The organism is Caballeronia concitans (assembly GCF_001544615.1).
Taxonomy (GTDB): domain Bacteria; phylum Pseudomonadota; class Gammaproteobacteria; order Burkholderiales; family Burkholderiaceae; genus Caballeronia; species Caballeronia concitans.
The window spans coordinates 194103-216857 of record NZ_FCNV02000003.1; the positions used below are offsets into that span (position 1 = coordinate 194103).

At 65.0% G+C, this 22755-nt stretch carries 17 protein-coding genes; 6 read left to right on the forward strand and 11 right to left on the reverse strand.

The genetic code is table 11. The features are described from left to right. Window positions 1-42: 42 nt before the first annotated feature. The 3 genes from AWB72_RS10480 to AWB72_RS10490 are packed head-to-tail and all read right to left on the reverse strand — an operon-like array spanning window position 43 to window position 5327. The gene (locus AWB72_RS10480) at window positions 43-2862 is read right to left on the reverse strand and encodes an Hsp70 family protein (RefSeq protein ID WP_052450036.1); all 2820 of its coding nucleotides are present in this window, start codon (window positions 2860-2862) and stop codon (window positions 43-45) included. Continuing rightward, complete coding sequence (locus AWB72_RS10485) at window positions 2863-4746, reverse strand: Hsp70 family protein (RefSeq protein WP_040052133.1); 1884 nt, start codon at window positions 4744-4746, stop codon at window positions 2863-2865. Beyond that, window positions 4743-5327 carry a DUF2760 domain-containing protein gene (locus tag AWB72_RS10490; RefSeq protein ID WP_040052134.1) on the reverse strand — a complete coding sequence of 195 codons (585 nt, stop codon included), beginning with the start codon at window positions 5325-5327 and terminating at the stop codon, window positions 4743-4745. The genes AWB72_RS10485 and AWB72_RS10490 overlap by 4 nt, the downstream gene beginning before the upstream one ends. Before the next feature lie 113 nt (window positions 5328-5440). Between AWB72_RS10490 and AWB72_RS10495 the strand changes: the two genes are divergently transcribed. After that, window positions 5441-5722 carry a hypothetical protein gene (locus tag AWB72_RS10495; protein WP_040052135.1) on the forward strand — a complete coding sequence of 94 codons (282 nt, stop codon included), beginning with the start codon at window positions 5441-5443 and terminating at the stop codon, window positions 5720-5722. A 77-nt stretch (window positions 5723-5799) separates the two neighbouring features. On the opposite strand, the gene AWB72_RS10500 is transcribed toward AWB72_RS10495, so the two are convergent. The 4 genes from AWB72_RS10500 to cobA form a co-directional block, all read right to left on the reverse strand. Continuing rightward, window positions 5800-6285: an adenosine-specific kinase gene (locus AWB72_RS10500; RefSeq protein ID WP_040052136.1), complete on the reverse strand. Its 486-nt coding sequence runs from the start codon at window positions 6283-6285 to the stop codon at window positions 5800-5802. A gap of 81 nt (window positions 6286-6366) precedes the next feature. Beyond that, the gene (locus AWB72_RS10505; protein WP_040052137.1) at window positions 6367-7494 is read right to left on the reverse strand and encodes a CmpA/NrtA family ABC transporter substrate-binding protein; all 1128 of its coding nucleotides are present in this window, start codon (window positions 7492-7494) and stop codon (window positions 6367-6369) included. Between the two features lie 24 nt (window positions 7495-7518). After that, a complete protein-coding gene (locus tag AWB72_RS10510; RefSeq protein WP_040052138.1) occupies window positions 7519-8094 on the reverse strand; it encodes an ANTAR domain-containing response regulator in 576 nt (191 codons plus the stop codon). Between the two features lie 94 nt (window positions 8095-8188). Continuing rightward, complete coding sequence (gene cobA, locus AWB72_RS10515; RefSeq protein ID WP_040052139.1) at window positions 8189-8944, reverse strand: uroporphyrinogen-III C-methyltransferase; 756 nt, start codon at window positions 8942-8944, stop codon at window positions 8189-8191. Window positions 8945-9586: 642 nt separating this feature from the next. On the opposite strand from cobA, the gene AWB72_RS10520 reads away from it, so the two are divergent. From AWB72_RS10520 to AWB72_RS10540, 5 genes are read left to right on the forward strand one after another with little or no spacing between them, the layout of a single operon-like run. Beyond that, a complete protein-coding gene (locus AWB72_RS10520; RefSeq protein ID WP_040052140.1) occupies window positions 9587-10912 on the forward strand; it encodes an MFS transporter in 1326 nt (441 codons plus the stop codon). A gap of 14 nt (window positions 10913-10926) precedes the next feature. Next, window positions 10927-13467, forward strand: a complete 2541-nt coding sequence (nirB, locus tag AWB72_RS10525; protein WP_040052141.1) for a nitrite reductase large subunit NirB — start codon at window positions 10927-10929, stop codon at window positions 13465-13467. A gap of 16 nt (window positions 13468-13483) precedes the next feature. Then, window positions 13484-13828 carry a nitrite reductase small subunit NirD gene (gene nirD / locus AWB72_RS10530; protein WP_040052142.1) on the forward strand — a complete coding sequence of 115 codons (345 nt, stop codon included), beginning with the start codon at window positions 13484-13486 and terminating at the stop codon, window positions 13826-13828. Beyond that, window positions 13825-15081: an NAD(P)/FAD-dependent oxidoreductase gene (locus AWB72_RS10535; RefSeq protein ID WP_084593055.1), complete on the forward strand. Its 1257-nt coding sequence runs from the start codon at window positions 13825-13827 to the stop codon at window positions 15079-15081. Before nirD ends, AWB72_RS10535 begins: the two co-directional genes overlap by 4 nt. 11 nt (window positions 15082-15092) lie before the next feature. Beyond that, on the forward strand, window positions 15093-17834 hold the full coding sequence (locus tag AWB72_RS10540; protein ID WP_374728891.1) for a molybdopterin-dependent oxidoreductase: 2742 nt from the start codon (window positions 15093-15095) through the stop codon (window positions 17832-17834). Window positions 17835-17846: 12 nt separating this feature from the next. On the opposite strand, the gene AWB72_RS10545 is transcribed toward AWB72_RS10540, so the two are convergent. The 4 genes from AWB72_RS10545 to AWB72_RS10560 form a co-directional block, all read right to left on the reverse strand. After that, entirely contained in the window at window positions 17847-19244 is a 1398-nt protein-coding gene (locus tag AWB72_RS10545) for a heavy metal sensor histidine kinase (protein ID WP_052450055.1), read from the reverse strand. A 95-nt stretch (window positions 19245-19339) separates the two neighbouring features. Next, the gene (locus tag AWB72_RS10550) at window positions 19340-20053 is read right to left on the reverse strand and encodes a heavy metal response regulator transcription factor (protein WP_040052145.1); all 714 of its coding nucleotides are present in this window, start codon (window positions 20051-20053) and stop codon (window positions 19340-19342) included. Between the two features lie 18 nt (window positions 20054-20071). After that, on the reverse strand, window positions 20072-21538 hold the full coding sequence (locus AWB72_RS10555; RefSeq protein WP_052450038.1) for an efflux transporter outer membrane subunit: 1467 nt from the start codon (window positions 21536-21538) through the stop codon (window positions 20072-20074). Next, window positions 21535-22749: an efflux RND transporter periplasmic adaptor subunit gene (locus AWB72_RS10560; protein ID WP_040052146.1), complete on the reverse strand. Its 1215-nt coding sequence runs from the start codon at window positions 22747-22749 to the stop codon at window positions 21535-21537. The genes AWB72_RS10555 and AWB72_RS10560 overlap by 4 nt, the downstream gene beginning before the upstream one ends. Window positions 22750-22755: the final 6 nt, after the last annotated feature.

The following is a 22755-nucleotide window of genomic DNA, read 5'->3' on the forward strand; positions in this document are numbered from 1 at the left end:
AGCATTTCGATTCGCGCGCGTCGGACGTTGCGATTCGCCGGATCAGCCGATCAGCTTCAATCCTGCCGGAAGCGTCTCGCCGAACACGCGGCCTTCGTCGGCGCGATCGAGCGCGACTGTTTCGCGGACCATCGCGATCCATGACTGCGCGGCGCCCATCGTCTCCAGCCGTTCGATGACGGCGGCGCGCACGTCATCGGGCACGTCGCGCGAGCGGTCGCCCGTCATGCGCGCGATCTGCACGGCTGCGAACGCCGCCGGTTCGACCTTCTTCCAGTCGAGCGCGAGGATCGTCCTGAGCCAGTCGCTCGCGATGTCCGGCGGCACGACGCCGTGCGCGCTGCCATAAAACGGCTGCCGCGCGCCGATGCGTCCGACCGCCCACCAGCTTTGCAGATTCTCCGACGGCTTCCTGAGCCGCGTGAGCAGCCATTCGCCGGCCTCGACCTTGCGCTCCACCGGCACGCGTTCGAGCGATGCCGCGAGCCGCACCATGTCCTCGTAGCCCGCGCGCGCGGCGCCGGCGGCGCGGCGGTATCGGCTGGTGCCAGGCGGCTGAAGCACGAAGGCCATGTCGTCGAGCAGACGCAGTTGCGCCGCTTCGTCGAGACCGCCCGCCGCGCGACGCCACAGCGTCCACCACTCCGACCAGATCTGGCTTTCGTTGACATACTGGATGCCCTGATCGAACAGCGTCCACAACTGCTCGACGCGCCATTCGTCGAGCGGATGCCCGAAGCCCGGCCGCATGCAGTAGCCCGCGAGATTGAGCCACAGCCTTTCGTGATCGGCGGTGCGGCGGCGTTTCTTCGCGCGATCCCACAGCGCGCCGAAAAGCTCGCGCAGAAGCGCAATGTCCCAGGTGTCGCGCGGGCCGAGCGCCTGTTCGAGCTGCGCGCGCAGCCGTTTGACATCCTTCGGGCCGACGTCCTGCGAGCGCGTGCCGAAGACGCGGTCGATCAGTTCGATGGCCTTCGGCAGCGCCGGATGCGTTTGCCCGACGCCGACATCGGCCTTCGGTTCTTCGCGGCGCAACTGAAATTCGAGGAGCCAGCGTTTCGCGGGATCGTCGATGGCGATGCAGTGCATTTCCAGCGTGCCGACTTCCGTGAGCGAAGTCGTCAGTTGCACGGCGATTTCGCTGGGTCTCGCCGCGTTGCCGTGGATGTTGCCGCGCGGATCGACGACGGTGGCGATAGGCGGCAGCCGCACGAAGTCGCCCGCCGATGCGCTCACGTCCGCGATCTCGCCGGCCCGGTACGCCGTGTCCGCAACCGACGACACGAGGTGGAAGCGCACCGGCGAGCCGAGCCGCAGCGCGAAGGTGCGATCCGCGAGGTGGATGGCGTGGCCTTCCTCGGTCCCGCGCGGCAGCACGCAGACGCCGCGCGTGGCGTCGCCGTCTTCGTCGAGCAGCAGAAAATAGCTGCGCGCCGATCCGCCGCCGATCTTCGGCGCATGACCCGCGCGCGCCAGCGCATACGCAACCGCGCCGCGCGCGACGGCCACGTCGGGGGCGTCGTTGGCGAGCACGTGGACCGGCTGGCCGCGCCAGTGGCCGAGTGTCTCGGCGATGCGGCGCGCGAGCGGGGCGGCGCGAAAGACACCGCCGTTCAGCAGCAGGGTGTCGGGCAGCGCGGGTGACGCCGCGACGTTCGAATCGGCAGCGGCTTCCGCATCCGCTGCGCGCCCGGCATGCCGCCCGAGGAACGCCGCGACATGCCGCGTGATGGCCGGATCGCTCGCATACGGCAGCCCGAATTCGACGATGCCGCCACGCGTGCGCGCCGGCCGCTCGCCACCCGACACGAGCGGGAAAAAGCCCTCGACGATGATCCGCTCGAGTTCGTCGCGCGTCAGCTCCGTCGAGCGCGCCCCGCCGATCAGCTTCGATCCCGCGCCGAGCAGCGTGATGGACGTCGATGCGGGCGCGTTCGCGTCGAGCAACTGTTCCTTGGCCGCGCGGCAGCGCTCGACCAGTTGCGACAGACGCGCGGCGGACAGCCGTTCGCCCTCGGGCGCGAGACGCCGCTCAACCAGATGCGCCAGCGCGAGGTCCATGTTGTCGCCGCCCAGCATCAGATGGTTGCCCACGCCGATGCGCGTCAGCTTCGGCTCGCCGTCGCCGTTATCCGCGTCTTCGACCTGAATCAGCGTGAGGTCGGTCGTGCCGCCGCCGACATCGACGATCAGAACGAGACGCGTGTCCTTCAACTCCGCTGCAAGCGTCGCGCGATGATGAAACAGCCAGTCATAGAACGCGGCCTGCGGCTCTTCGAGCAAGCGCAGCGTTTCCAGACCCGCCATGCGCGCGGCTTCGAGCGTGAGCGCGCGCGCGCCTTCGTCGAACGAAGCGGGAACGGTCAGCACGACGTCCTGCGCGTCGAGCGGCGCATCCGGAAAGCGCTCGTTCCACGCGGCGTGTACGTGCGCCAGATAGCTCGCACTCGCGATGACCGGCGAGATCTTCTCGACGTCGTCGGTCGCGCCCCACGGCAGAATAGGCGCGAGGCGATCGACCGTTGCGTGCGACAGCCAGCTCTTCGCGCTCGACACCAGACGGCCGGGCACCTGCGCGCCGAGCTTGCGCGCGAAGCTGCCGAGCACGGCGGGCGCTTCCATTTCGCCCCACGGCAGTTGCAGGTCCGCGCTCTTGAGTTCGCCGGGCGCGAAGTGATAGCGCAGCGAAGGCAGAAGCGGCAGCGCGGCGACTTCGCCCGCACCGACGAGTTGATCGATCTCGAAGACGCGAATCTCGTCGGAACCGGATGGCGCGTAGGCGACGACGGTATTGCTCGTCCCCAGATCGATGCCGACGCGGTACTTCGCGCCGGCCACCGGCTTTTTCTTGCGGGTGGACACTTAGCCGCCCATGCCCTGATCCGCGCTCACGCCGCCGCGCACGTCGAACTCGACTTTCCACCGCTCGGGCGAATTGCGCGGCAGCGCTTCGAGTTCGAGCGTGCCGGCTTCCGTCACGCGCGCGTGCAGCTTGACCGGCACGACTTCGCCGGGCGTGCGGCCTTCGGTGGGCAGCGACGCTTGGATTTCCTCGAGTTCCTGCAATTCGTCGGGCTGCCAGTATTCGAGCAGCGTGCCGACCTGATCCAGCCGGCGCACCGACGACCCGAAGAAGCGGAAGCGCACCGGCTCGCCGACGACGAGGCCGAATTCCTGCGCGGGCAACGCGGCCTCGGTGCCTTCCTCCATGCCGAACGGCGCGACGCACAGCGCCTGCACGGGCGGTTCGAGGCCGGGAACGGCCGGCATCGCCGATTCGACCGCCACGTAATACGCCCGGGCCGTGCCGCCGCGAATGCGCACGCCCTTGCCGCGACGCACGTAGCCGTAATAAGCGGCCCCGCGCGCGACCGCGAGATCGAGGTCCGCGCCTTCGAGCAGGCGCGCGGCGGGCGCGTTCTCGGCGGAGAGCCACGCGTTGAGCGTCGTCATCACGCGGTCGACGAGCAATGGCGACTTGAACACGCCGCCGTTGAACAGCACGGCGGTCGGATGCAGGAGCGTCGCGCCGGGCGGCGTCTCGTGCTGCAAGCCTTCCACTTCGGCGAGCGCGTTGACCTGACGGCCGAGGAACGCAGCCAGATGACGCGTGACGGCGGCGTCCTGCGCGTAGGGCAGGCCGAGTTGCGTCAGGCCGACGCGTGCGCGGCTGACGGGACGCGCGGAGGCATCGACCTGAGGGAAGAAGCCTTCGAGCAGAATCTGCGTGAGTTCGGCGCGCGTGAGTTCGGTGCGCAGCGATCCGCCGATCAGCTTCGAGCCGCGGCTCGGCACGACGAGCGGCACGGCGTCGGCGTTCGGGTCGGACAGCAGCGTTTCCTTGGCCGAGCGGCACGCGTAGGTGAGCGCGCGCAGTTGCCACGGATCGGGCTGCGTGCCTTGCGCCGCGAGCTTGCGGGCGACGACATGCGCGAGCGCGAGGTCCATGTTGTCGCCGCCGAGCAGGATGTGCTCGCCGACCGCCACGCGATGCAGTTCCAGATTGCCTTCGCGCTCCACGACGGCGATCAGCGACAGGTCGGTGGTGCCGCCGCCGACATCGACGACGAGGATCACATCGCCCACCTTGACCTGCTTGCGCCAGCCGCCCGTGGACTTCTGGATCCAGCTATACAGCGCGGCCTGCGGCTCTTCGAGCAGCGTCATGCGCGTGTAGCCCGCGGCAGCGGCGGCTTCGGCGGTCAGTTCGCGGGCGGCGGGATCGAACGACGCGGGAATGGTCACCGTGACGTCCTGCTGATCGAACGGCGCATCCGGATGCGCGTGGTTCCACGCCTCGCGCAGATGCGTCAGATAACGCACGGAGCTTTCCAGCGGCGATACGCGCTCGACTTCCTCCGGCGCATCGGCGGGAAGAATGGCCGCGCGCCGATCCACGCCCGGGTGACACAGCCAGCTTTTGGCACTGGATACGAGGCGGATGGGCGTGCCCGCGCCCCGGCTGCGCGCCAGTTCGCCGACGATGAACGGCCGTTCCTGCGTCCACGGCAGTGTGAGATCGCCGGGCGCGAGTTCGTTCGGATGCGGCAAATACAGAAACGAGGGCAGCAATTCGCGCTCTTCGGCCGCGCCGGGCGCGGTCAGTTGGGCGATGGACAGCACGCCCTGCGCGGTCTTTTCGCCGTCGCTCGCGGACATGTCGACGTACGACAGCGCGCAATGCGTCGTGCCGAGATCGACGCCGATCGAATAGCGCGCCTGATGTTGTTCGTTGAAATCGCTCATAGCTCCACCTCGGCGGGCGCGACGATGCTCGCGTCGTGCGTCTTCGCGAGCTTCGGCAGGCGCGTTTCCTCGACCTTCCATCCGCGATGACTGATGCTGCCGTTGAACGGCGGCTTGCCGACGACATTGCCCGTGAGACGCACGGCGCTCGCGTCGAAGCCGTCGGGCAGGGTGATGCGGCTGCCTTCGGCTTCGCTGCGCACCGGCTTGATGGTGAAGTGTTCGCGCAGCACGGCGCGGCAGCCGTCGTGGACGAGACGCGCAGCCGCGCCGATGTCGGCGTCGCTGTAATTGGCGATGTCCTCTTCGACGAAATCGATGAAGCGCGCATCGCGTTGCAGAAGACCCAGCAACTGGAGCGCCGCGACGGGGCTTGCTTCCTTAAGCGGGGACGGCGCGGGCGTGGCGGGTGTCGCAACGGGGGCCGCTGCCGGCACGGGCGCTTCCGGCGCTTCGGGCGCATGGGGCGCTTCGCGCAGGCGCTGGACGCGGCCCGCGAAGGCGCTATTGCCCAAGATGCCGAAGAAGGCGCCGAAGGCGATGGACAGCCGGCCAAAGAAGGACGGATTCATGTCGGTCATGTGTGATGCTCCTGGTGTTCTTGTGAACCGCGCCAAAGGACGACCCTATCCGTGGCGGCGCGGGCGGCCGTGTTCGGTGGCGCATCGGCTGCGGATACCGCCGATCGCCGTAAATGCTGCTGCTGGTGCGCTCCAGCTCGCCGGCGCTGCGTCGCCCGCAGGCGGAAAAAGCGCCGGCGCCGTGGCGCCGCATCCCGATATTGTCCCTGATGTCGCGCATCGCGAGGGAAAACCCGGGCGCGGCCCGCCGTTACGGGCGCTCCACGCGCGCGCGGGTTCCCGGCTGCCCGGTTGCCCGGTTCCGGGCGGGCCTCATTCTCGCGATTTGCGCGGTCAAGTCAAGGCGCGCGCGGCGGATTCAGGCGCACGGCTTCGGCGTGAAACCGCGCTGGTAAGCGGCAGGTGCGGCAAACGTCGGGCCCGAGCCTGCTTTGCACGCGCCGAACAAGACTCCGCGAGCCGAAAAATCGCCTCAAGCCTTATACCCGATCTGCCGCAGCAAGTCCTTGCGCCACTGCACGTCCTCGCGGCTCTCGACGCCGAGCGGCGGCAATCCATCCACCACGCCGATGATTCCCCGCCCCTGGTCCGTCTCCGCGACGAGCACCTGCGTCGGATTCGCCGTCGCGCAGAAGACGCGGCAGACTTCCGGCACGGCCTTGACCGCATTGAGCACGTTGACCGGAAAAAAGCCGTCCCCGAGCACGACAATGAAGCTGTGCCCCGCGCCGATGTTCTGCGCATTGCGCGTAGCCAGATCGACGAGACCGTCGTCCGTTCCCGATGCGCGCACGAGCCGCTTGCCCGACGCCTCGCAGAACGCGAGCCCGAAGCGGATGCCCGGCACCGCGCCGACGAGCGTCTCGTGCAGGTCCTCGACCGTCTTGATGAAATGCGACTGGCCGAGAATGAAGTTCGTGTTTTCCGGCTTCTCGATGCCGATGGCGAGCAGTTGCATGGCGCACCTCCGTTGCAAGAGCGTTGGGTTGCAACGGTAATGGTAGGCGGTCCGGCGCGGTATCGACGCGCCACACACGCGCTATGCATGCATGGCGAACCCCGCGAGATAAGCCTTCGCATCGCGTCCGTCCCACACGCGGCCGTCGCAGAGCGTCGCGGTTTGCGTTTCGTCGGGAATCGCGATTCCCGCCGCCCGTGCTGCTTGCGCGTACAGCGCCGTCTGATTCACCGCCTGCGCGATGGCTGCGTCGTCGAGCGCGGCATCGAGCATCCCCCAGCGCCGGTACTGCGTGATGAACCACAATCCGTCCGATGCGCGCGGATAGTTCACCGCGCCACCCTCGAAAAATCGCAGCGGTGCGACGCCGGTCACGGACCCGAGCCGTGCTTCGATCAGCTGCCGCCGCACGCCGAGCAGATCGGGCGAAGCGAGCGCGCCGGCAATCTCCACGCGATGCTCTCGCGAATCGAGCCATTCGCACGCTTCGAGCATCGTGCGAATGAGCGCGCGCGCCGTGTTCGGATAAAGCGCGACGAAGTCCCGCCGGCACGCAAGCACCTTCTCCGGGTGATCCGGCCAGATTTCGCTCGTATAAACGACCGTGCGGCCCGCGCCGCACGCCTCGGCGACCGCGTGCCACGGCTCGCCGGCGCAGAAGCCGTCGAGCGTGCCTTCGACGAGCGCATCGGCCATGCGCGGCGGCGGAATCACGAGGCTGCGCACATCGGACAACGGATGCACGCCTTGCGCCGCGAGCCAGTAGTAAAGCCACATCGCATGCGTGCCGGTGGGAAACGTCTGCGCGATGACCGGCGTGCGCCCGAGCGATGCCAGCGCGTCCTTCACGCTCGCGCCTCGCCCGATGGCATCCGCGAGCGGATTCGACAGCGTGATGGCCTGGCCGTTGCGATTGAGCACCATCAGCACGGCCATGTCCGCCTGCGGTCCGCCGATGCCGAGTTGCACGCCATATACGAGCCCGTACAGCGCGTGCGCGGCGTCGAGCTCGCCGGAAAGCAGCTTGTCGCGCACCGCGGCCCACGAAGGCTGCCTGCACAGTTCGATGCTGATGCCATGACGCCGTCCCATGTCGCGCAGTGCGGCGGCGGCGAGCGGCGCGGCGTCGCTCAGGGCGACGAAGCCCAGCCGCACATGCGGCCGCTCGGGCGTGAGCGTCGCGGAAGAAGGGATATCGGGCGAATTCATGGCTGGATCTTGGTGATTCGGTGATTAACGCAGCAGGTCTGCAAGCGAAAGAAGCTGGCGCGCGATTTCGGCGACCTTCACGCCCTGATCCATCGCCCGCTTGCGCAGCGTGGCGTACGCATCGTTCTCGGACATGCCGCGCCGGTCCATCAAGAGGCGCTTGGCACGGTCGATGACCTTGCGTTCCGCGAGTTCGTTCTCCACTTGCTCGAGCCGCTGACGCAACTGCGCCTCATGCGCGAAACGCGCGAGCGCGACCTCGATGATCGGCGCGAGCCGCTCGGGCGCGAGTCCTTCGACGGAATACGCGGTCACGCCCGCGCCGACCGCCGCGCGGATGAACTGCTGGTCCGCGTCATTGCTGAACATGAGCACCGGACGCGGCGCGGCCTTGTTCATGACCGCGAGCTGTTCGAGCGTGTCCCGCGAAGGCGATTCCGTGTCGATGATGACGACGTCCGGCTTCTGGCTTTCGATGGCCGCATGCAATTGCGCGGGCGCGGCGACTTCCGCGAGCATCTCGTAGCCGAGCGGCGCGAGTTTGTCGCGCAGATCGCCGATAGGCTTGTCGGTGTCGGTGACGAGAAGAACGCGAAGCATGGTCGGGCAGGTAGCGGTGTATCGTTCGTTGGACTTTAGCGCGACGCACCGGGCTTGGAAACCTGGCCGAATGGCATAGGACGAATCACATGACTCATGCGGCGTGCGCGAAACTTCGGCCGCCGTGCGCCGCAAACGCGGCCGCTTCGCCGATCGCCGCGCCCACGAGAATCACGGCGGGACTGCCGAGACCGGCGGCGGCTGCATCGTCGGCGAGACGGGCGAGCGTCGTCACGAGCCGCTTCTCTTCATGCGATCCCGCGTGCTGCACGACGGCGGCCGGCGTCGTGGCCGGCAGCACGTCGAGCAGCGACTGCGCGATGCCCCCGATGCGGCTCATGCCCATGTAGATGGCAAGCGTCATGCCGGTGGCCGCGAGCGCGCGCCAGTCCGGCTCGCTGTGGTCGCGCATGTGCGCGGTGACGAAGGTCACGCCCTGGCAATGATCGCGATGCGTGAGCGAGATCCCGAGCCCCGCCGCCGCCGCGAATCCCGACGACACGCCGTTCACGATATCCACTTCGATGCCCGCGCCGCGCAACGCCGCGATCTCTTCGCCCGCGCGGCCGAAGAGCAGCGCATCGCCGCCCTTGACGCGCACGACGTGCAGGCCCTTTCGCGCGTAACGCTGCATGAGGCGCTCGATGAACGCTTGCGGCGTCGACTTGCAGCCGCCTCGCTTGCCGACGCGAATCACGCGCGCTTTCGGGGCGAGCGTCACGATGTCCGCGTTGGCGAGATCGTCGACGAGCAGGATGTCGGCGGCGGCGAGTGTCTTCGCGGCGCGAATCGTGAGCAGGTCGAGATCGCCGGGGCCTGCGCTGAGAAGGGTGACTTTTCCGGAGGTCATCGTCGTGTCCTTTGATGCTGTATCAGGGCTATTTGCGGGCCGACGCGGCAAACGCAAAAAGCGTCCGCTCGTGTCGGGCACGAGGGACGCCATTGTCCGTGTTTCGATGTGAGCGCGCGCGATGCACGCCTGATCCATTGCCGCCGACGCCGTTGCCGGTGACGTGTTGTTCGATGCAATAAGCGGGCCATTTCAACGCGATAAGGCTTCGCCATACGTTGCTCGCTTAACGAAGCACTAGCGAAGTGCGCGGCGGCACTTGCACGGCCCGTGCGTGCCTTCATCGAGTGAATGATGGGGCGGGCTAACCAGATCGTACATTTCGGCACGATGAAAGACGCCCGCACGTGATCAGTGCTGCGTCGCACCATGCTTGTGCCGGCCCGCATCACGACGCAGCGTTCACGCGATGCCCGCAAGCAGTGCACGCATCTCGCAAAGCCTTGCTCCACAAGGCTTAACGGCCGATGACATTCGCATGGCATAGCCCTTGCCTTTAGTCGTGCCATCGGATCAACGGCGATCCGTCCTGAACACAGCGCCCCGGCTCGAACGAGTCAGACGGGCATCGGACAACGGCGTCCCCCGCATCTGGCTTAATCGGCTGGATGCGTGGGACGCCTTTCTTTTTGCGGAAAGAGAATGGACAAAGCCACCCGGATCGATCTCTTCAGCATGCGCAGTGCGCCGATGCGCGCCTTCCATCTCACATGGATGGCGTTTTTCGTGTGCTTCTTCGCGTGGTTCGCGTGCGCGCCGCTGATGCCGCTCATCAAGCGCGAATACGGCCTCAACGCGGATCAGATCGCCAACATCAACATCGCGGCTGTGGCCGTGACTATTCTCGTGCGACTCGTCATCGGTCCGATGTGCGACCGCTTCGGTCCGCGCAAGGTCTATAGCGCGCTCCTCCTCGCGGGCGCGGTGCCGGTGATCGGCGCGGCGCTTTCCACCGGCTACGAGAGCTTCCTGTGGTGCCGTCTCGCGATCGGCGCGATCGGCGCGAGCTTCGTCATCACGCAGTACCACACCTCGGTGATGTTCGCGCCGAACGTCGTCGGCACCGCGAATGCGACGACCGCCGGATGGGGCAACGCAGGCGCGGGCGCGGCGCAAGCCATCGTGCCCTTGCTCGTTGCGGCAGCGATCGCATTGGGCGCGGGCGAAGCATCGGCATGGCGTATCGCGCTGATCGTGCCGGGCATCGTCATGCCGGTCATGGCCTTCTTCTACTGGCGTTATACGCAGGACTGCCCGCAAGGCGACTTCTCGCAGTTGCGGCGCGCGGGCATTGCCATCGACGGCGGCAAGAAAGGCGGCTGGGACAGCTTCGTGACCGCGTGCGCGAACTATCGCGTGTGGATGCTCTTCGTGACCTATGGCGCGTGCTTCGGCGTCGAAGTGTTCATTCATAACATCGCGGCCGTGTACTACGTCGATCACTTCAAGCTCACGCTCGGCGAAGCTGGCATGGCAGCGGGCAGCTTCGGCCTCCTCGCACTGTTCGCCCGTGCGCTCGGCGGCTGGCTCTCCGATAAAGCCGCTGCCAAACGCGGTCTCGACATTCGCGCGACGTTGCTCTTCGCGTTGATCGCGGGCGAAGGCATCGGGCTCTATGCATTCGCGCATGCGGGCAGCGCGGCGCTTGCCGTCATCGCGATGCTCGCCTTCGGTCTCTTCACGCACATGGCATGCGGCGCGACGTATGCGCTCGTGCCGTTCATCGATCGCAAGGCGCTCGGTGGCGTGGCGGGCGTGATCGGCGCGGGCGGCAACGTGGGCGCGGTCGCCGCGGGCTTCCTGATGAAAGGCGTCGGCGACGTGCAGCAGACGCTCTCGCTGCTCGGCGTGATGGTCGCCGGTTCCGCGCTTTGCGCGCTCGCCGTGCGCTTCTCGCCGGAACACAAGGCGCGCGAAGCCGCGCTGCGCGAAAGCGCGCTTGCAGTCAACAACGGCGTCGCCAACTGAGGAAAGGTCCAGTCATGAAAATCGTCGTCATCGGCCACGGCATGGTCGGCCACAAGTTCCTCGAATGTCTCGCCGAAAGCGGCAACGATGCGCTGCAAGTCACGGTCGTTTGCGAAGAACCGCGCGCCGCGTACGATCGCGTGCATCTGTCGGAGTTCTTTGCGGGCAAGTCCGCGGACGATCTTTCGCTCGTCGAAGAAGGCTTCTTCGAGCGTTCGGGTTATGCGTTGAAGCTCAACGCGAAGGCCACGTCGATCGATCGCGTGGCGCGCACGGTCACGGTATCGACGGGCGAAACGCTCGCCTATGACAAGCTCGTGATCGCAACGGGTTCGTATCCGTTCGTGCCGCCCGTCGAAGGACGGGACCGCGAAGGCTGCTTCGTGTATCGCACGATAGAAGATCTCGAAGCGATGCAAGCCTTCGGCGCACGCGCGAAGACGGGCACGGTGGTCGGCGGCGGATTGCTCGGCCTCGAAGCCGCGAAGGCGCTGCGCGACATGGGCCTTGTCACGCATGTCGTCGAATTCGCGCCGCGTCTCATGGCCGTGCAAGTCGATGAAGGTGGCGGGCGCGTATTGCGCAGCAAGATCGAAGAACTCGGCGTGACGGTGCATGTGAATCGCAATACGCTCGCTATCGTCGATGGCGAGGGCGCGGTGAATCGCATGAATTTCGCGGACGGCGCGCATCTCGACACAGACATGATCGTGTTCTCGGCGGGCATTCGTCCGCGCGACGATATCGCGCGTGAAGCGGGTATCGAGATCGGTCCGCGCGGCGGTATCGTCATCGACGATGCCTGCCGCACCAGCGATGCCGACATCTATGCCATCGGCGAATGCGCGTTGTGGAAAGGGCAATTGTTCGGCCTCGTTGCGCCGGGCTACGACATGGCGCGTATCGTCGCGAAGCAGTTGACAGGCGAGCAGGCCGCGTTCGCGGGCGCCGACATGAGCACGAAACTCAAGCTGATGGGCGTGGACGTGGCGAGTATCGGCGATGCGCACGGCAAGACGCCGGGCAGCCGTTCGTATCAGTTCAGCGACGAGCGCAAGCAGGTCTACAAGAAGCTCGTCGTATCCGATTGCGGCAAGTATCTGCTGGGCGCCGTGATGGTCGGCGATGCAGCCGAATACGGCACGCTATTGCAGATGATGCTGAACAGGATCGAGCTGCCCGAAGCGCCCGAATTCCTGATTCTTCCGCAAAGCGATGGCAAGGCGAAGCCCGCGCTCGGCGTCGAAGCATTGCCCGATGCCGCGCAAATCTGCTCTTGCAACAACGTCAGCAAGGCCGAAATCTGCGCAGCGGTATGCGCGGGCGCGACGAGCATCGGTGCGTTGAAGAGCGCATGCAAGGCGGGCGCAACGTGCGGCGGCTGCGTGCCGCTCGTCACGCAAGTGATGAAGTCGGAGATGCAGCGTCAGGGCATGGCCGTGAACAATCATCTCTGCGAGCACTTCCCGTATTCGCGTCAGGAGCTGTATCACATCGCGCGCGTGGAAGGGCATCGCACGTTCGGATCGTTGCTCGCGAAGCACGGCAAGGGACTGGGCTGCGATATCTGCAAGCCGGCCGTCGCGAACATTCTCGCTTCATGCTGGAACGAATTCGTGTTGAAGAAGGAACACGCGAGCCTTCAGGATTCGAACGACTACTACCTCGCCAACATTCAGCGCGACGGCACGTACTCGGTCGTGCCGCGCATGCCCGGCGGCGAAGTGACGCCCGATGGTCTTATCGCGGTCGGACAGATCGCGAAGAAATACGGCCTTTATACGAAGATCACCGGCGGTCAGCGTGTCGACATGTTCGGCGCGCGCGTCGAGCAATTGCCGCTCATCTGGGAAGAGCTGATTGCAGCGGGTTTCGAATCGGGGCATGCATATGGCAAGGCGCTGCGCACGGTGAAGTCGTGTGTGGGTTCCACGTGGTGCCGCTATGGTGTCGGCGATTCTGTCGGGCTCGCGGTGGAACTGGAGAACCGCTACAAAGGCCTGCGCACGCCGCACAAGATCAAGTTCGGCGTATCGGGCTGCACGCGCGAATGCGCCGAAGCGCAAGGCAAGGACATCGGCATCATCGCGACGGAAAAGGGCTGGAATCTCTATGTCTGCGGCAACGGCGGCATGAAGCCGCGTCATGCGGAACTGCTCGCATCCGATCTCGATCAGGCCACGCTCGTGCGCTTCATCGACCGCTTTCTGATGTTCTATGTGCGCACGGCGGATCGTCTTCAGCGCACGAGCGTATGGCGCGACAACCTCGAAGGCGGCCTCGATTATCTGATCGATGTCGTCGTGAACGACAAGCTCGATATCGCCGCCGAGCTCGAAGCCGAGATGCAGCATGTGGTCGACAGCTACGAGGACGAGTGGAAGAAGGCCGTCACCGACCCCGACACGCGCAAGCGCTTCCGTCACTTCGTGAACAGCGAACGGAGCGATGAAAACGTGCGCTTCGTCGAAGAGCGCGGCCAGATTCGTCCCGCGACGCTCGAAGAACGCACGATGAAACGCATCGATATTCCCGTTACCGTTGAAACCGTCTGAACGAGAGGAACACGCCATGAACGACCGCATCGAAAAGGACTGGACGCCCATTTGCGCACTCGACGAAATCGTGCCCGACACGGGCGTCTGCGCGCTCGTCAACGGCGCGCAAGTGGCCGTGTTTCACGTCGCGGGCGAATCGTCGTCCGTGTATGCCATCGACAACTTCGATCCGCACTCGCAAGCGGCGGTGCTCTCGCGCGGCATCGTCGGCAGTCTGGGCGAGCGCATCGTCGTGGCGTCGCCCATCTACAAGCAGCACTTCGATCTGCGCACGGGCGAATGCCTCGAAGCGCCCGAGCGTTCGGTGAACGCGTATCGCACGCGCGTCGCGGGCGGCAAGGTTTGGATCGCGGCATGAAGACCGAATACGCGGTTGCGGCTGCGGCGGGCGTGGTGGCGCGTCAGCGGCTCGTGGTCATCGGCAACGGCATGGCGGGCATGCGCACCGTCGAAGAGTTGCTGAAGATCGCGCCCGAGCTGTACGAGATCACCGTGTTCGGCGCGGAGCCGCATGGCAACTACAACCGCATCCTGCTCTCGCCGGTGCTCGCAGGCGAGAAGAGCATGGACGACATCATCATCAATACGCGCGAATGGTATGCCGCGAACGGCATCACGCTGCATGCGGGCGATGCGGTCGTCGAGATCGATCGCGCGCGGCGTATCGTGCGATCGGAGAAGGGCGTCGAGGCGCGTTATGACCGGCTGCTGATTGCGACCGGCTCGAATCCGTTCGTCATTCCGGTGCCTGGATCGAATCTGCCCGGTGTGATCGCCTTCAGGGATATTCAGGATGTCGAATCGATGCTGAATGCCGCGCGAGATCATCGTCATGCGGTGATCATCGGCGGCGGATTGCTCGGCCTCGAAGCGGCGAACGGCCTGCAACGGCAGGGCATGTCGGTGACGGTGGTGCACGCGAGCGACAGCCTGATGGATCGCCAGCTCGATGCGAGCGCATCGGCGTTGCTCAAGCGGTCGCTCGAAGCAAAGGGCCTGCGTTTCGCGATGGCCGCGCAGACCACGGAGATCGTCGGCGACGATCGCGTTCGCGCGGTGCGCTTCGCCGATGGCACGCAGATCGACGCGGACCTCGTCGTGATGACGGCGGGCGTGCGCCCGAACATCGCGCTTGCGAAGGCGGCGGGGCTTTATTGCGAGCGCGCGATCGTCGTCGACGACACGCTCCAGACTTTCGATCCGCGCGTGTATGCAGTGGGCGAATGCGTGCAGCATCGTTCGGCCACGTTCGGTCTCGTTGCGCCGATCTGGGATCAGGCGCGCGTGGCGGGCGCGCATCTCGCGGGCGCTGGGCATCGGCGTTATGTGCAGCGCGCGACGGCAACGAAGCTCAAGGTCACCGGCGTGGACCTCTATTCCGCGGGCGATTTCGTCGGCGGCGACGATAGCGAAGACCTCGTGCTGCGCGATCCGCGTCGCGGCGTTTATAAGCGTGTCGTGCTGCAAGCGGGACGCGTGATCGGCGCGGTGCTTTATGGCGACGTCAAAGACGGCGCGTGGTACTTCGATCTCATTCAGAGCCGCACGGATGTATCGCATCTGCGCGGGCGTTTGTTGTTCGGCAAGACGCTTTGCGAAGCGGGCGCATAGACGGCATGGATATGAAAGCGAGCATCCCTATTATCCGGAGCGAGCCGGCCACGGTCCGCACGACGTGCCCTTATTGCGGCGTGGGCTGCGGCGTGAAGGCGACGCCTCGCAGCGCCATCGATGTCGCCATCGCGGGTGACGAACGGCATCCGTCGAACTTCGGGCGGCTCTGCGTGAAGGGCTCGGCGCTTGGCGAAACCGTCGGGCTGGAAGGGCGCCTGCTCAGTCCGAAGATACGCGACAAGACCACGGGCGCACTCACCGATGTCTCTTGGAACGACGCGATCGGCAGCGTCGCGAGCGGCTTTGCGCGCATCATCGACGAACATGGTCCGGATGCGGTCGCGCTGTATGTGTCGGGGCAATTGCTCACCGAAGACTACTACGTCGCGAACAAGCTGATGAAGGGTTATATCGGCAGCGCGAACATCGATACGAACTCGCGGCTGTGCATGTCGTCGTCGGTGGCGGGGCACAAGCGCGCGTTCGGCGAAGACCTTGTGCCGATGAACTATGAAGACCTCGAACTCGCGGATCTGATCGTGCTCGTCGGGTCGAACACGGCGTGGTGTCATCCGATCCTGTTTCAACGCATCGTGAAGATGAAGGAGACGCGGCCCGAGGTGAAGATCGTCGTGATCGATCCGCGCTATACCGCCACATGCGAAATGGCCGATCTGCATTTGCCGCTGAAGCCCGGCAGCGACGTGCGGCTCTTCAACGGACTGCTCGCGTTCCTCGCCGAGCATGGCGCAACGGATGCCGCTTTCATCGATGCCCACACGAACGGTTACGATGCCGCGCTTGCATCGGCCACGCCTGCCGATATCGCGCAGATCGCGAAGGACTGCAAGCTCGATGCGCATGACCTGACGACGTTCTATCGGCTATTCGCGCGCACCGAGCGCGTGGTGACGGTGTATTCGCAGGGCGTCAATCAGTCGAGCGCGGGCACGGACAAGGTGAACAGCATCATCAACTGTCATCTTGCGACGGGACGTATCGGCAAGCCGGGCATGGGGCCGTTCTCGTTCACCGGCCAGCCGAATGCAATGGGCGGGCGTGAAGTCGGCGGCCTCGCGAACACGCTCGCCGCGCATCTGGAACTGGAGAGCGAAGCGCATCGCGCGATGGTGCAGACGTTCTGGGACTCGCCGCGCATTGCGCAGCGCGCCGGGTTGAAGGCCGTCGACCTCTTCGATGCAATCGAGGCGGGCCGCGTGAAAGCTGTATGGATCATGGGCACGAATCCGGTCGTGAGCCTGCCCGATGGAGATCGCGTGAAGCGTGCGCTCGATCAGTGCGAACTCGTGGTGAGTTCGGACATCATCGAGAAGACGGATACGAATGCATGTGTGCATGTGCTTTTGCCCGCGCTCGGCTGGGGCGAAAAGGACGGCACGGTGACGAACTCGGAGCGACGCATATCGCGGCAGCGCGCGTTTCTGCATGCGCCGGGACATGCGCGCGCAGACTGGCGAATCATCTGCGATGTGGCGCGTCGCATGGGCTTCGATGGCTTCGATTTCGAAGGCCCGCATCAGATCCTCGACGAACACGCGCGGCTCTCTGCGTATCGCAACGATGCAGCCGATGGCGTGCATCGCACGTTTGATATCGGCGGTTTGAGCGGACTGAGTCGCGAGCAATACGATGCGCTGGAGCCGGTGCAATGGCCGGTGCGTTCGAAGGGCGAATCAGGCGACGCTCGCCTTTTCGAAACGCGCCGCTTCAGCCATGCCGATGGCCGCGCGCGCTTCGTCGCGACTCTGCCGCGCGCGCCGGTCAACGCACCCGATGCCGACTATCCGCTCGTGCTCAACACGGGCCGTGTGCGCGATCAATGGCACACCATGACACGCACGGGCCGTTCAGAGAAGCTTGCGGGACATATCAGCGAATCGTTCATCGACATGCATCCGCAAGACGCGCTTGCATGCGGCGTTCGCGAGGGCGAGCTTGCGCGCATCACGAGCCGATGGGGTTCGATGATCGCGCGCGTGCAGCATGGCGGCGGCATGCCGCGCGGCAGTGTCTTCGTGCCGATCCACTGGAACGATCAAGTGGCGTCGGATGCGCGCGTGGGTGCCGTGGTGAATCCCGTTGTCGATCCAATATCCGGCGAGCCGGAGTTCAAGCACACGCCCGTCGCTATCGAGAAGTTTCATGTGACATGGCACGGCTTTTCGCTTTCGCGCGACGTTCCCGCGCTCGATGCCGTCACGCACTGGACCCGCGTGCATGGTGCGCGTTTCGTGCGCTATGAACTCGCGGGGCGCAATCGATTCGATGCGTCGCATGGCGATCATCGTGAATGGGCGCGCGCGCTCTTCAAGATCGACGATCCGCACGCGGACTGGATCGAATACGAGGACAAGAGCGCGGGTGTGTATCGCGCGGCGCATGTGGTGAACGATCGCATCGAGCATTGCGTGTTCATCTCCGAGCGCCCGGACTTGCCGGCGCGTGCGTGGCTTGCAAGTTTGTTCTCGAAGGATCGGCTCGATGAAGAAGACCGCGTGAGCCTGTTGCTCGGTCAACCCGTCGGCAAGAGCGAGGACACCGGGCCGACCGTGTGTTCGTGCTTCGGCGTGGGCCGCACTACGATCTGCAACGCGATTCGCGAAAAGAGCCTGAAAACAGCGGCTGAAGTCACCGCGTGCGTGAAGGCGGGCGGCAACTGCGGTTCGTGCGTGCCGGAGCTGAAGAAGCTGATCGTCGAAACGGAGATGGCGCGGTTGAGCACCGTATGACGTTGCGTTGAATCATGCGCTTGCTTCGCGCTTGTGCGGCACGCTCGCAACAGGCACGGCATCGACCGGTCGATGTTCGTTGCCGAAGCGTGCAATGGAAAACGAGAACGTGTTGATGCCGTTCGCGCTCGTCGCGGCTACCGTGCCGCGATGCATCTCCGCCACCGCCTTCACGATGGCGAGCCCCAGCCCATGATTCTCGCGGCTATTCGTGCGCGAGCTTTCCGCGCGATAGAAGCGATCGAACAGATGCTCCATGATGTGCGGCGCAATCGGCTCGCCCGGATTGGCGACGGCAACGCGAACGCGTCCGTGTTCACGCGTGATCGACACATGTATCGTCGCGCCCGGCGTGCAATGCTGGATCGCGTTCATCACGAGATTCGACAGCGCGCGGCCGAATAGCGACGTGTTGACGAACGCGCGTGCATCGCCATTCGATACGGCGCGCACCTGCGCATCTTCCAGCGGAATTTCCAGGAACTCCAGCGTGCGATGCACTTCCGCCGCCAACGACACTTCGACGAGCCCCGTCGCGCGTTCGCCCTGATCGGCGCGCGCGAGGAACAGCATGTCGTTGATGATCGCGCGCACGCGCTCGAATTCTTCGAGATTGGACTGCAACGTATGACGCAATTCGTCGATGGAACGGTCGCGCGTCAACGCCACTTCGGTTTGACCGATGAGAATGGTGACCGGCGTGCGCAGTTCATGCGCGACATCGGCGTTGAACGATTCGAGGCGGCCATAGGCATGATCGAGCCGCTCCAGCGCGCCGTTGAATGACTTCGCGAGGTCTTCGAGTTCGAAGGGCAGCGAGCGGGTATCGAGCCGTTGCGATCGATTGTTGGGCCGCACGTTCTGCGCATCGCGCGTGAGCCGTGTGAGCGGCGCAAGCCCGAGGCGCGCCACCGAATAACTCAGCAGCAGCACCGTCACCGTGGCAAGCGCAAGCAACGCCGCGAGCGCCACGCCGAACACGCGCATCGTGCGGACGTTCGGCGAGCAATCGACCGCGACGAACAACTGCAACGGCGGGCGGTCCGCGTAAGGCGGAATGGTGAGCGTGGTCATCAGCATGTCATAGGCGCGGCCTTCGGGCCTGAAGCGCACATAGCCGCCGAGCACCTTCTTCACGACGTGGCCGGCGGGCGGCAATCCATAGCTGAAGCGGCCATCGTTGCTCGTGACCGCGAAGAGTGTGGAGCCGTCGCGCGGCGTGATGTCCGCGAGCTTCTCCTTCGCCATCTTCCACTTGTCCGGATTGGACGCATGCGAAACGATGAGCCGCGCAATCTCCGCACGGTTATCGAGCGAATCGCGCAAGTGCTGTTCGAGCTGCACGCGCAGCACGAGAAAAAGCCCCGAGCCGACGAGCGAAAACACGAACAACGCGACGAGCGCGAACATGACCGCGAGCCGTCGCGCGATGGATCGCTGCGAACGTTGCGAGCCTTGCGATGATTGCGAGCGCGGACCTTCGCGCAATGCCGCCCACGGCACGTTCATGATGGCCTCGCGTCTTCTCTCGTTTCGCGCATGTCACGCGGCTCGCGCACTTCGAGCACATAGCCCATGCCGCGCACGGTGTGCAGCAGCTTCGTGCGGAACGGGCCGTCGAGCTTCGCGCGAAGGCGTTTGATCGCGGTTTCGACCACGTTCGTATGGCTTTCGAAATCGACTTCCCAGACGAGCTCGGTAATTGCCGTCTTCGAGAGAATGTCGCCATGACGGCGCGCGAGCACGCTCAATAGCTGAAACTCTTTCGCGGTGAGATCGAGTCTCACGCCATCGCGCGTGGCGCGTCGCCCGATCAGATCCACGTATAAATCGCCGACGGAAATGAGCGTCGATTCCTGCGCGCGCGTTCTGCGCGCAAGAGCGTGCAATCGTTCGACGAGTTCGAGGAAAGAGAAGGGCTTCGTGAGATAGTCGTCCGCGCCTTCGCGCAGTCCGCGCACGCGGTCGTTGATGTGATCGCGCGCCGTGAGCATGATGACCGGCGTCGATTTTTGCAGACGCAGCGCCTTGAGCACCGCGAAGCCGTCGCGGCGCGGCAGCATCACGTCGAGCACGATCACGTCGTAGTCGTATTCGATCGCGAGATGCGTGCCTTCTTCGCCGTCCATCGCGATATCGACGACCCAGCCTTGCTCGGTCAGCCCCGAGCGCAGATAGTCCACCACCTTGTGTTCGTCTTCCACTATCAGGACTTTCATGCCTGCACCTGTGCGTGTTTAATTTGTGCTTTCAACATTGCTTCCGACACTATACGAGCCTGCCGTGCTCGCCGCATCATCGGCGTTCCATCCTCCGCCGAGCGCCTTCACGAGCGCAACCGACACCGTATGCTGCTGCCCGCGTATCTGCACGTCCTGCCGCTCGCTCGTGAGCAGTTGTTGCTGCGCGGTGATGACATCCAGATACGCGACGAGACCGCCCGAATAACGGTCGTTCGCAAGCGAGAGAAGACGCTGCGCATCGACGACAGCGGCATGCGACTGCTTCGCTGCGCCATCGAGCACCGACAATCCGACGATACCGTCCTGCACTTGCTCGAATGCGTTGAGCACGGTCTGACGATAGTTCGCTTCCGTCGCGCGGTAGCCCTCGCTTGCGAACGCGACCGCTGCAGAACGCCGGCCGCCATCGAAGACGACCTGGCTTGCCATCGTGCCGATCGTCCATAAGAGACTCGGCGCGGAGACGAGGCTCGCCAGGGCCGTGCTCTCCCAGCCGATCGTGCCGTTGAGCGTGAGGCTCGGAAAGAACGCGGCCTTCGCGACGCCGATCTGTGCGTTCGCCGCGGCCATCGCGCGCTCGGCGGATGCGACATCGGGTCTGCGTTGCAGTACATCGCTTGGCAAGCCCAGCGGGATCGAAGGGATAGGGTGGTCGTCGGGCACGGGCGCAAGCGAGAACTGCGGCGCGGGCGTGCCGACGAGCGCCGCGATTGCATGCTCGAATTGCGCGCGCTGATTGGCGAGCAATTGCGCCTGCACGCGCGTGGAATCGAGTTGGGATTGCTGTTGCAGCACGTCGAGGCCCGATACCGCGCCGAGATCATGCTGCGTCGTCACATAGTCGAGCGCTTTCTTTTGAAGGTCCACCGAGCGATTCAATACGTCGATCTCCGCATCGAGTTCGCGCATCGAGAAGTAATCGCTTGCAAGATCCGTGGTCAGCACGAGGCGCGCGTTGGCGAGATCGTCGCGCGACTGATCGGCCGATGCCTGCGCGCTTTCCACTTCGCGACGTATGCGCCCGAAGAGATCGATGTCGTAATCGATGGTCGGCGCGAGCTTCAAGTCGTTCTGCACGGTGGACATGTTCGGCGTCGTATAGCTATTCGCCGGCCGATTCTTCGATATGCGCGAGCGCGATGCCTGCGCGCCGAGATCGACTTCAGGCACCGCGAGCGATGAAGTCTGCGCGAGCGTCGCGCGTGCCTGTTCGTAATGCGCGCTCGCGGCCGCAAGCGTCTGGTTCTGCGCGAGCGCTTGCGTTTCGAGCGCATCGAGCGTGTCGTCATTGAAGCTGCGCCACCAGTCGAGTGCAAGCGGCGCATGCGAAGGCTCGCCCACGCGCCAGTACGAATCCGTCTTCCATGTGGGCGGCGTGTCGGCAATGGGCCGCTTGTAATCGGGACCGACGGTGCAGGCCGCGAGCATCGACGACAAGACGATCAAGGCAGCCGCTTTCATGACGCCGCCTTCTTTTCCGGTGCGATCACGACGTGATCGCCGTCCGCGATGGAATCGCTCGGGTTGATGATGATCTTGTCGCTTTGCTCGATGCCGCTTTCGATTTCGAGCGATTGCCCGAGGTCTTGGGCAATCACGATCTTGCGCAGATGCACGTGCCCGTTTGCATCGACGACGGCAAGACGCGGCCCTTCGGAACGGAACAGCAACGCGTTGCCCGGCACGAGCAAACGCGCATGCGCCGTGGACGGCACCGCGACCTGCACATACGCGCCGGGCCGCAGGCGTCCGTCGGGATTGGGCAGCGTGACTTCGATCTGCAACGAGCGCGTGGGAACATCGATCGCGCCGGAGATATGCGTGATCTTGCCGTGGAATTGCTGGCCCGAAAGCTCGGCTTGCGTGACGACGACCTGCTGTCCGACCGATACGTTCTGCGCATACGCCTGCGGCAGTTGCACATAGACGCGCAACGGGTCCGACTGCGCAAGCGCGAAGAGCGCGCGGCTTGCACCGCTGCCCGCATCGATCAGATCGCCGACATCGACATTGCGTTGCGTGACCACGCCCGCGAAAGGCGCAACGATGCGCTTGAACGATTCGAGCTGACGCAGACGCTTCACGTTGGCATCGGCGGCGGCGAGATTCGCCACGTCCTGGTTGTACGTGCTTTGCCGTTCATCGAGTTCCTGCTGCGAGACGGCATCGCGCTGACGCAACTGCTGCCAGCGTTGCAGCGAACTCTTTGCAAGCACGAGACTCGATGCGGTCTGATCGCGTTGCGCGACGGCTTGCGCGAGTTCCTGATCGATCTCGGGCGTATCGAGATCGGCGAGCAACTGGCCTTGCTTCACGCGTGCGCCGATATCGACATACCAGTGCAGCAGATAGCCCGTGGCGCGTGCATAAATCGGCGATTCGACGAAGCCGCGCAACGTGCCGGGCAGCGTGGTTTCACCGGCGCCGTCGGTCTGCGATGGCACGACCACGTTCACGTACTGTTGCGCGTTCTGCTGCGTGCGCGTCGCGACGGAGCGGCCATGCACGATATCGGTCACGACCGTGCGCGCCGCGCCGATGGCGAGCAGCGCGAGCACGATGACGATCGCGATCTTCGCGCGTTTCCATTCGACGTTGCGCGGCGGAAGCGCGTGACCTTCGTTGGGATCGCGCGCGGGAATGGCCAGCGAGGCGTGATTCTTTTCTGTCATGTTCGG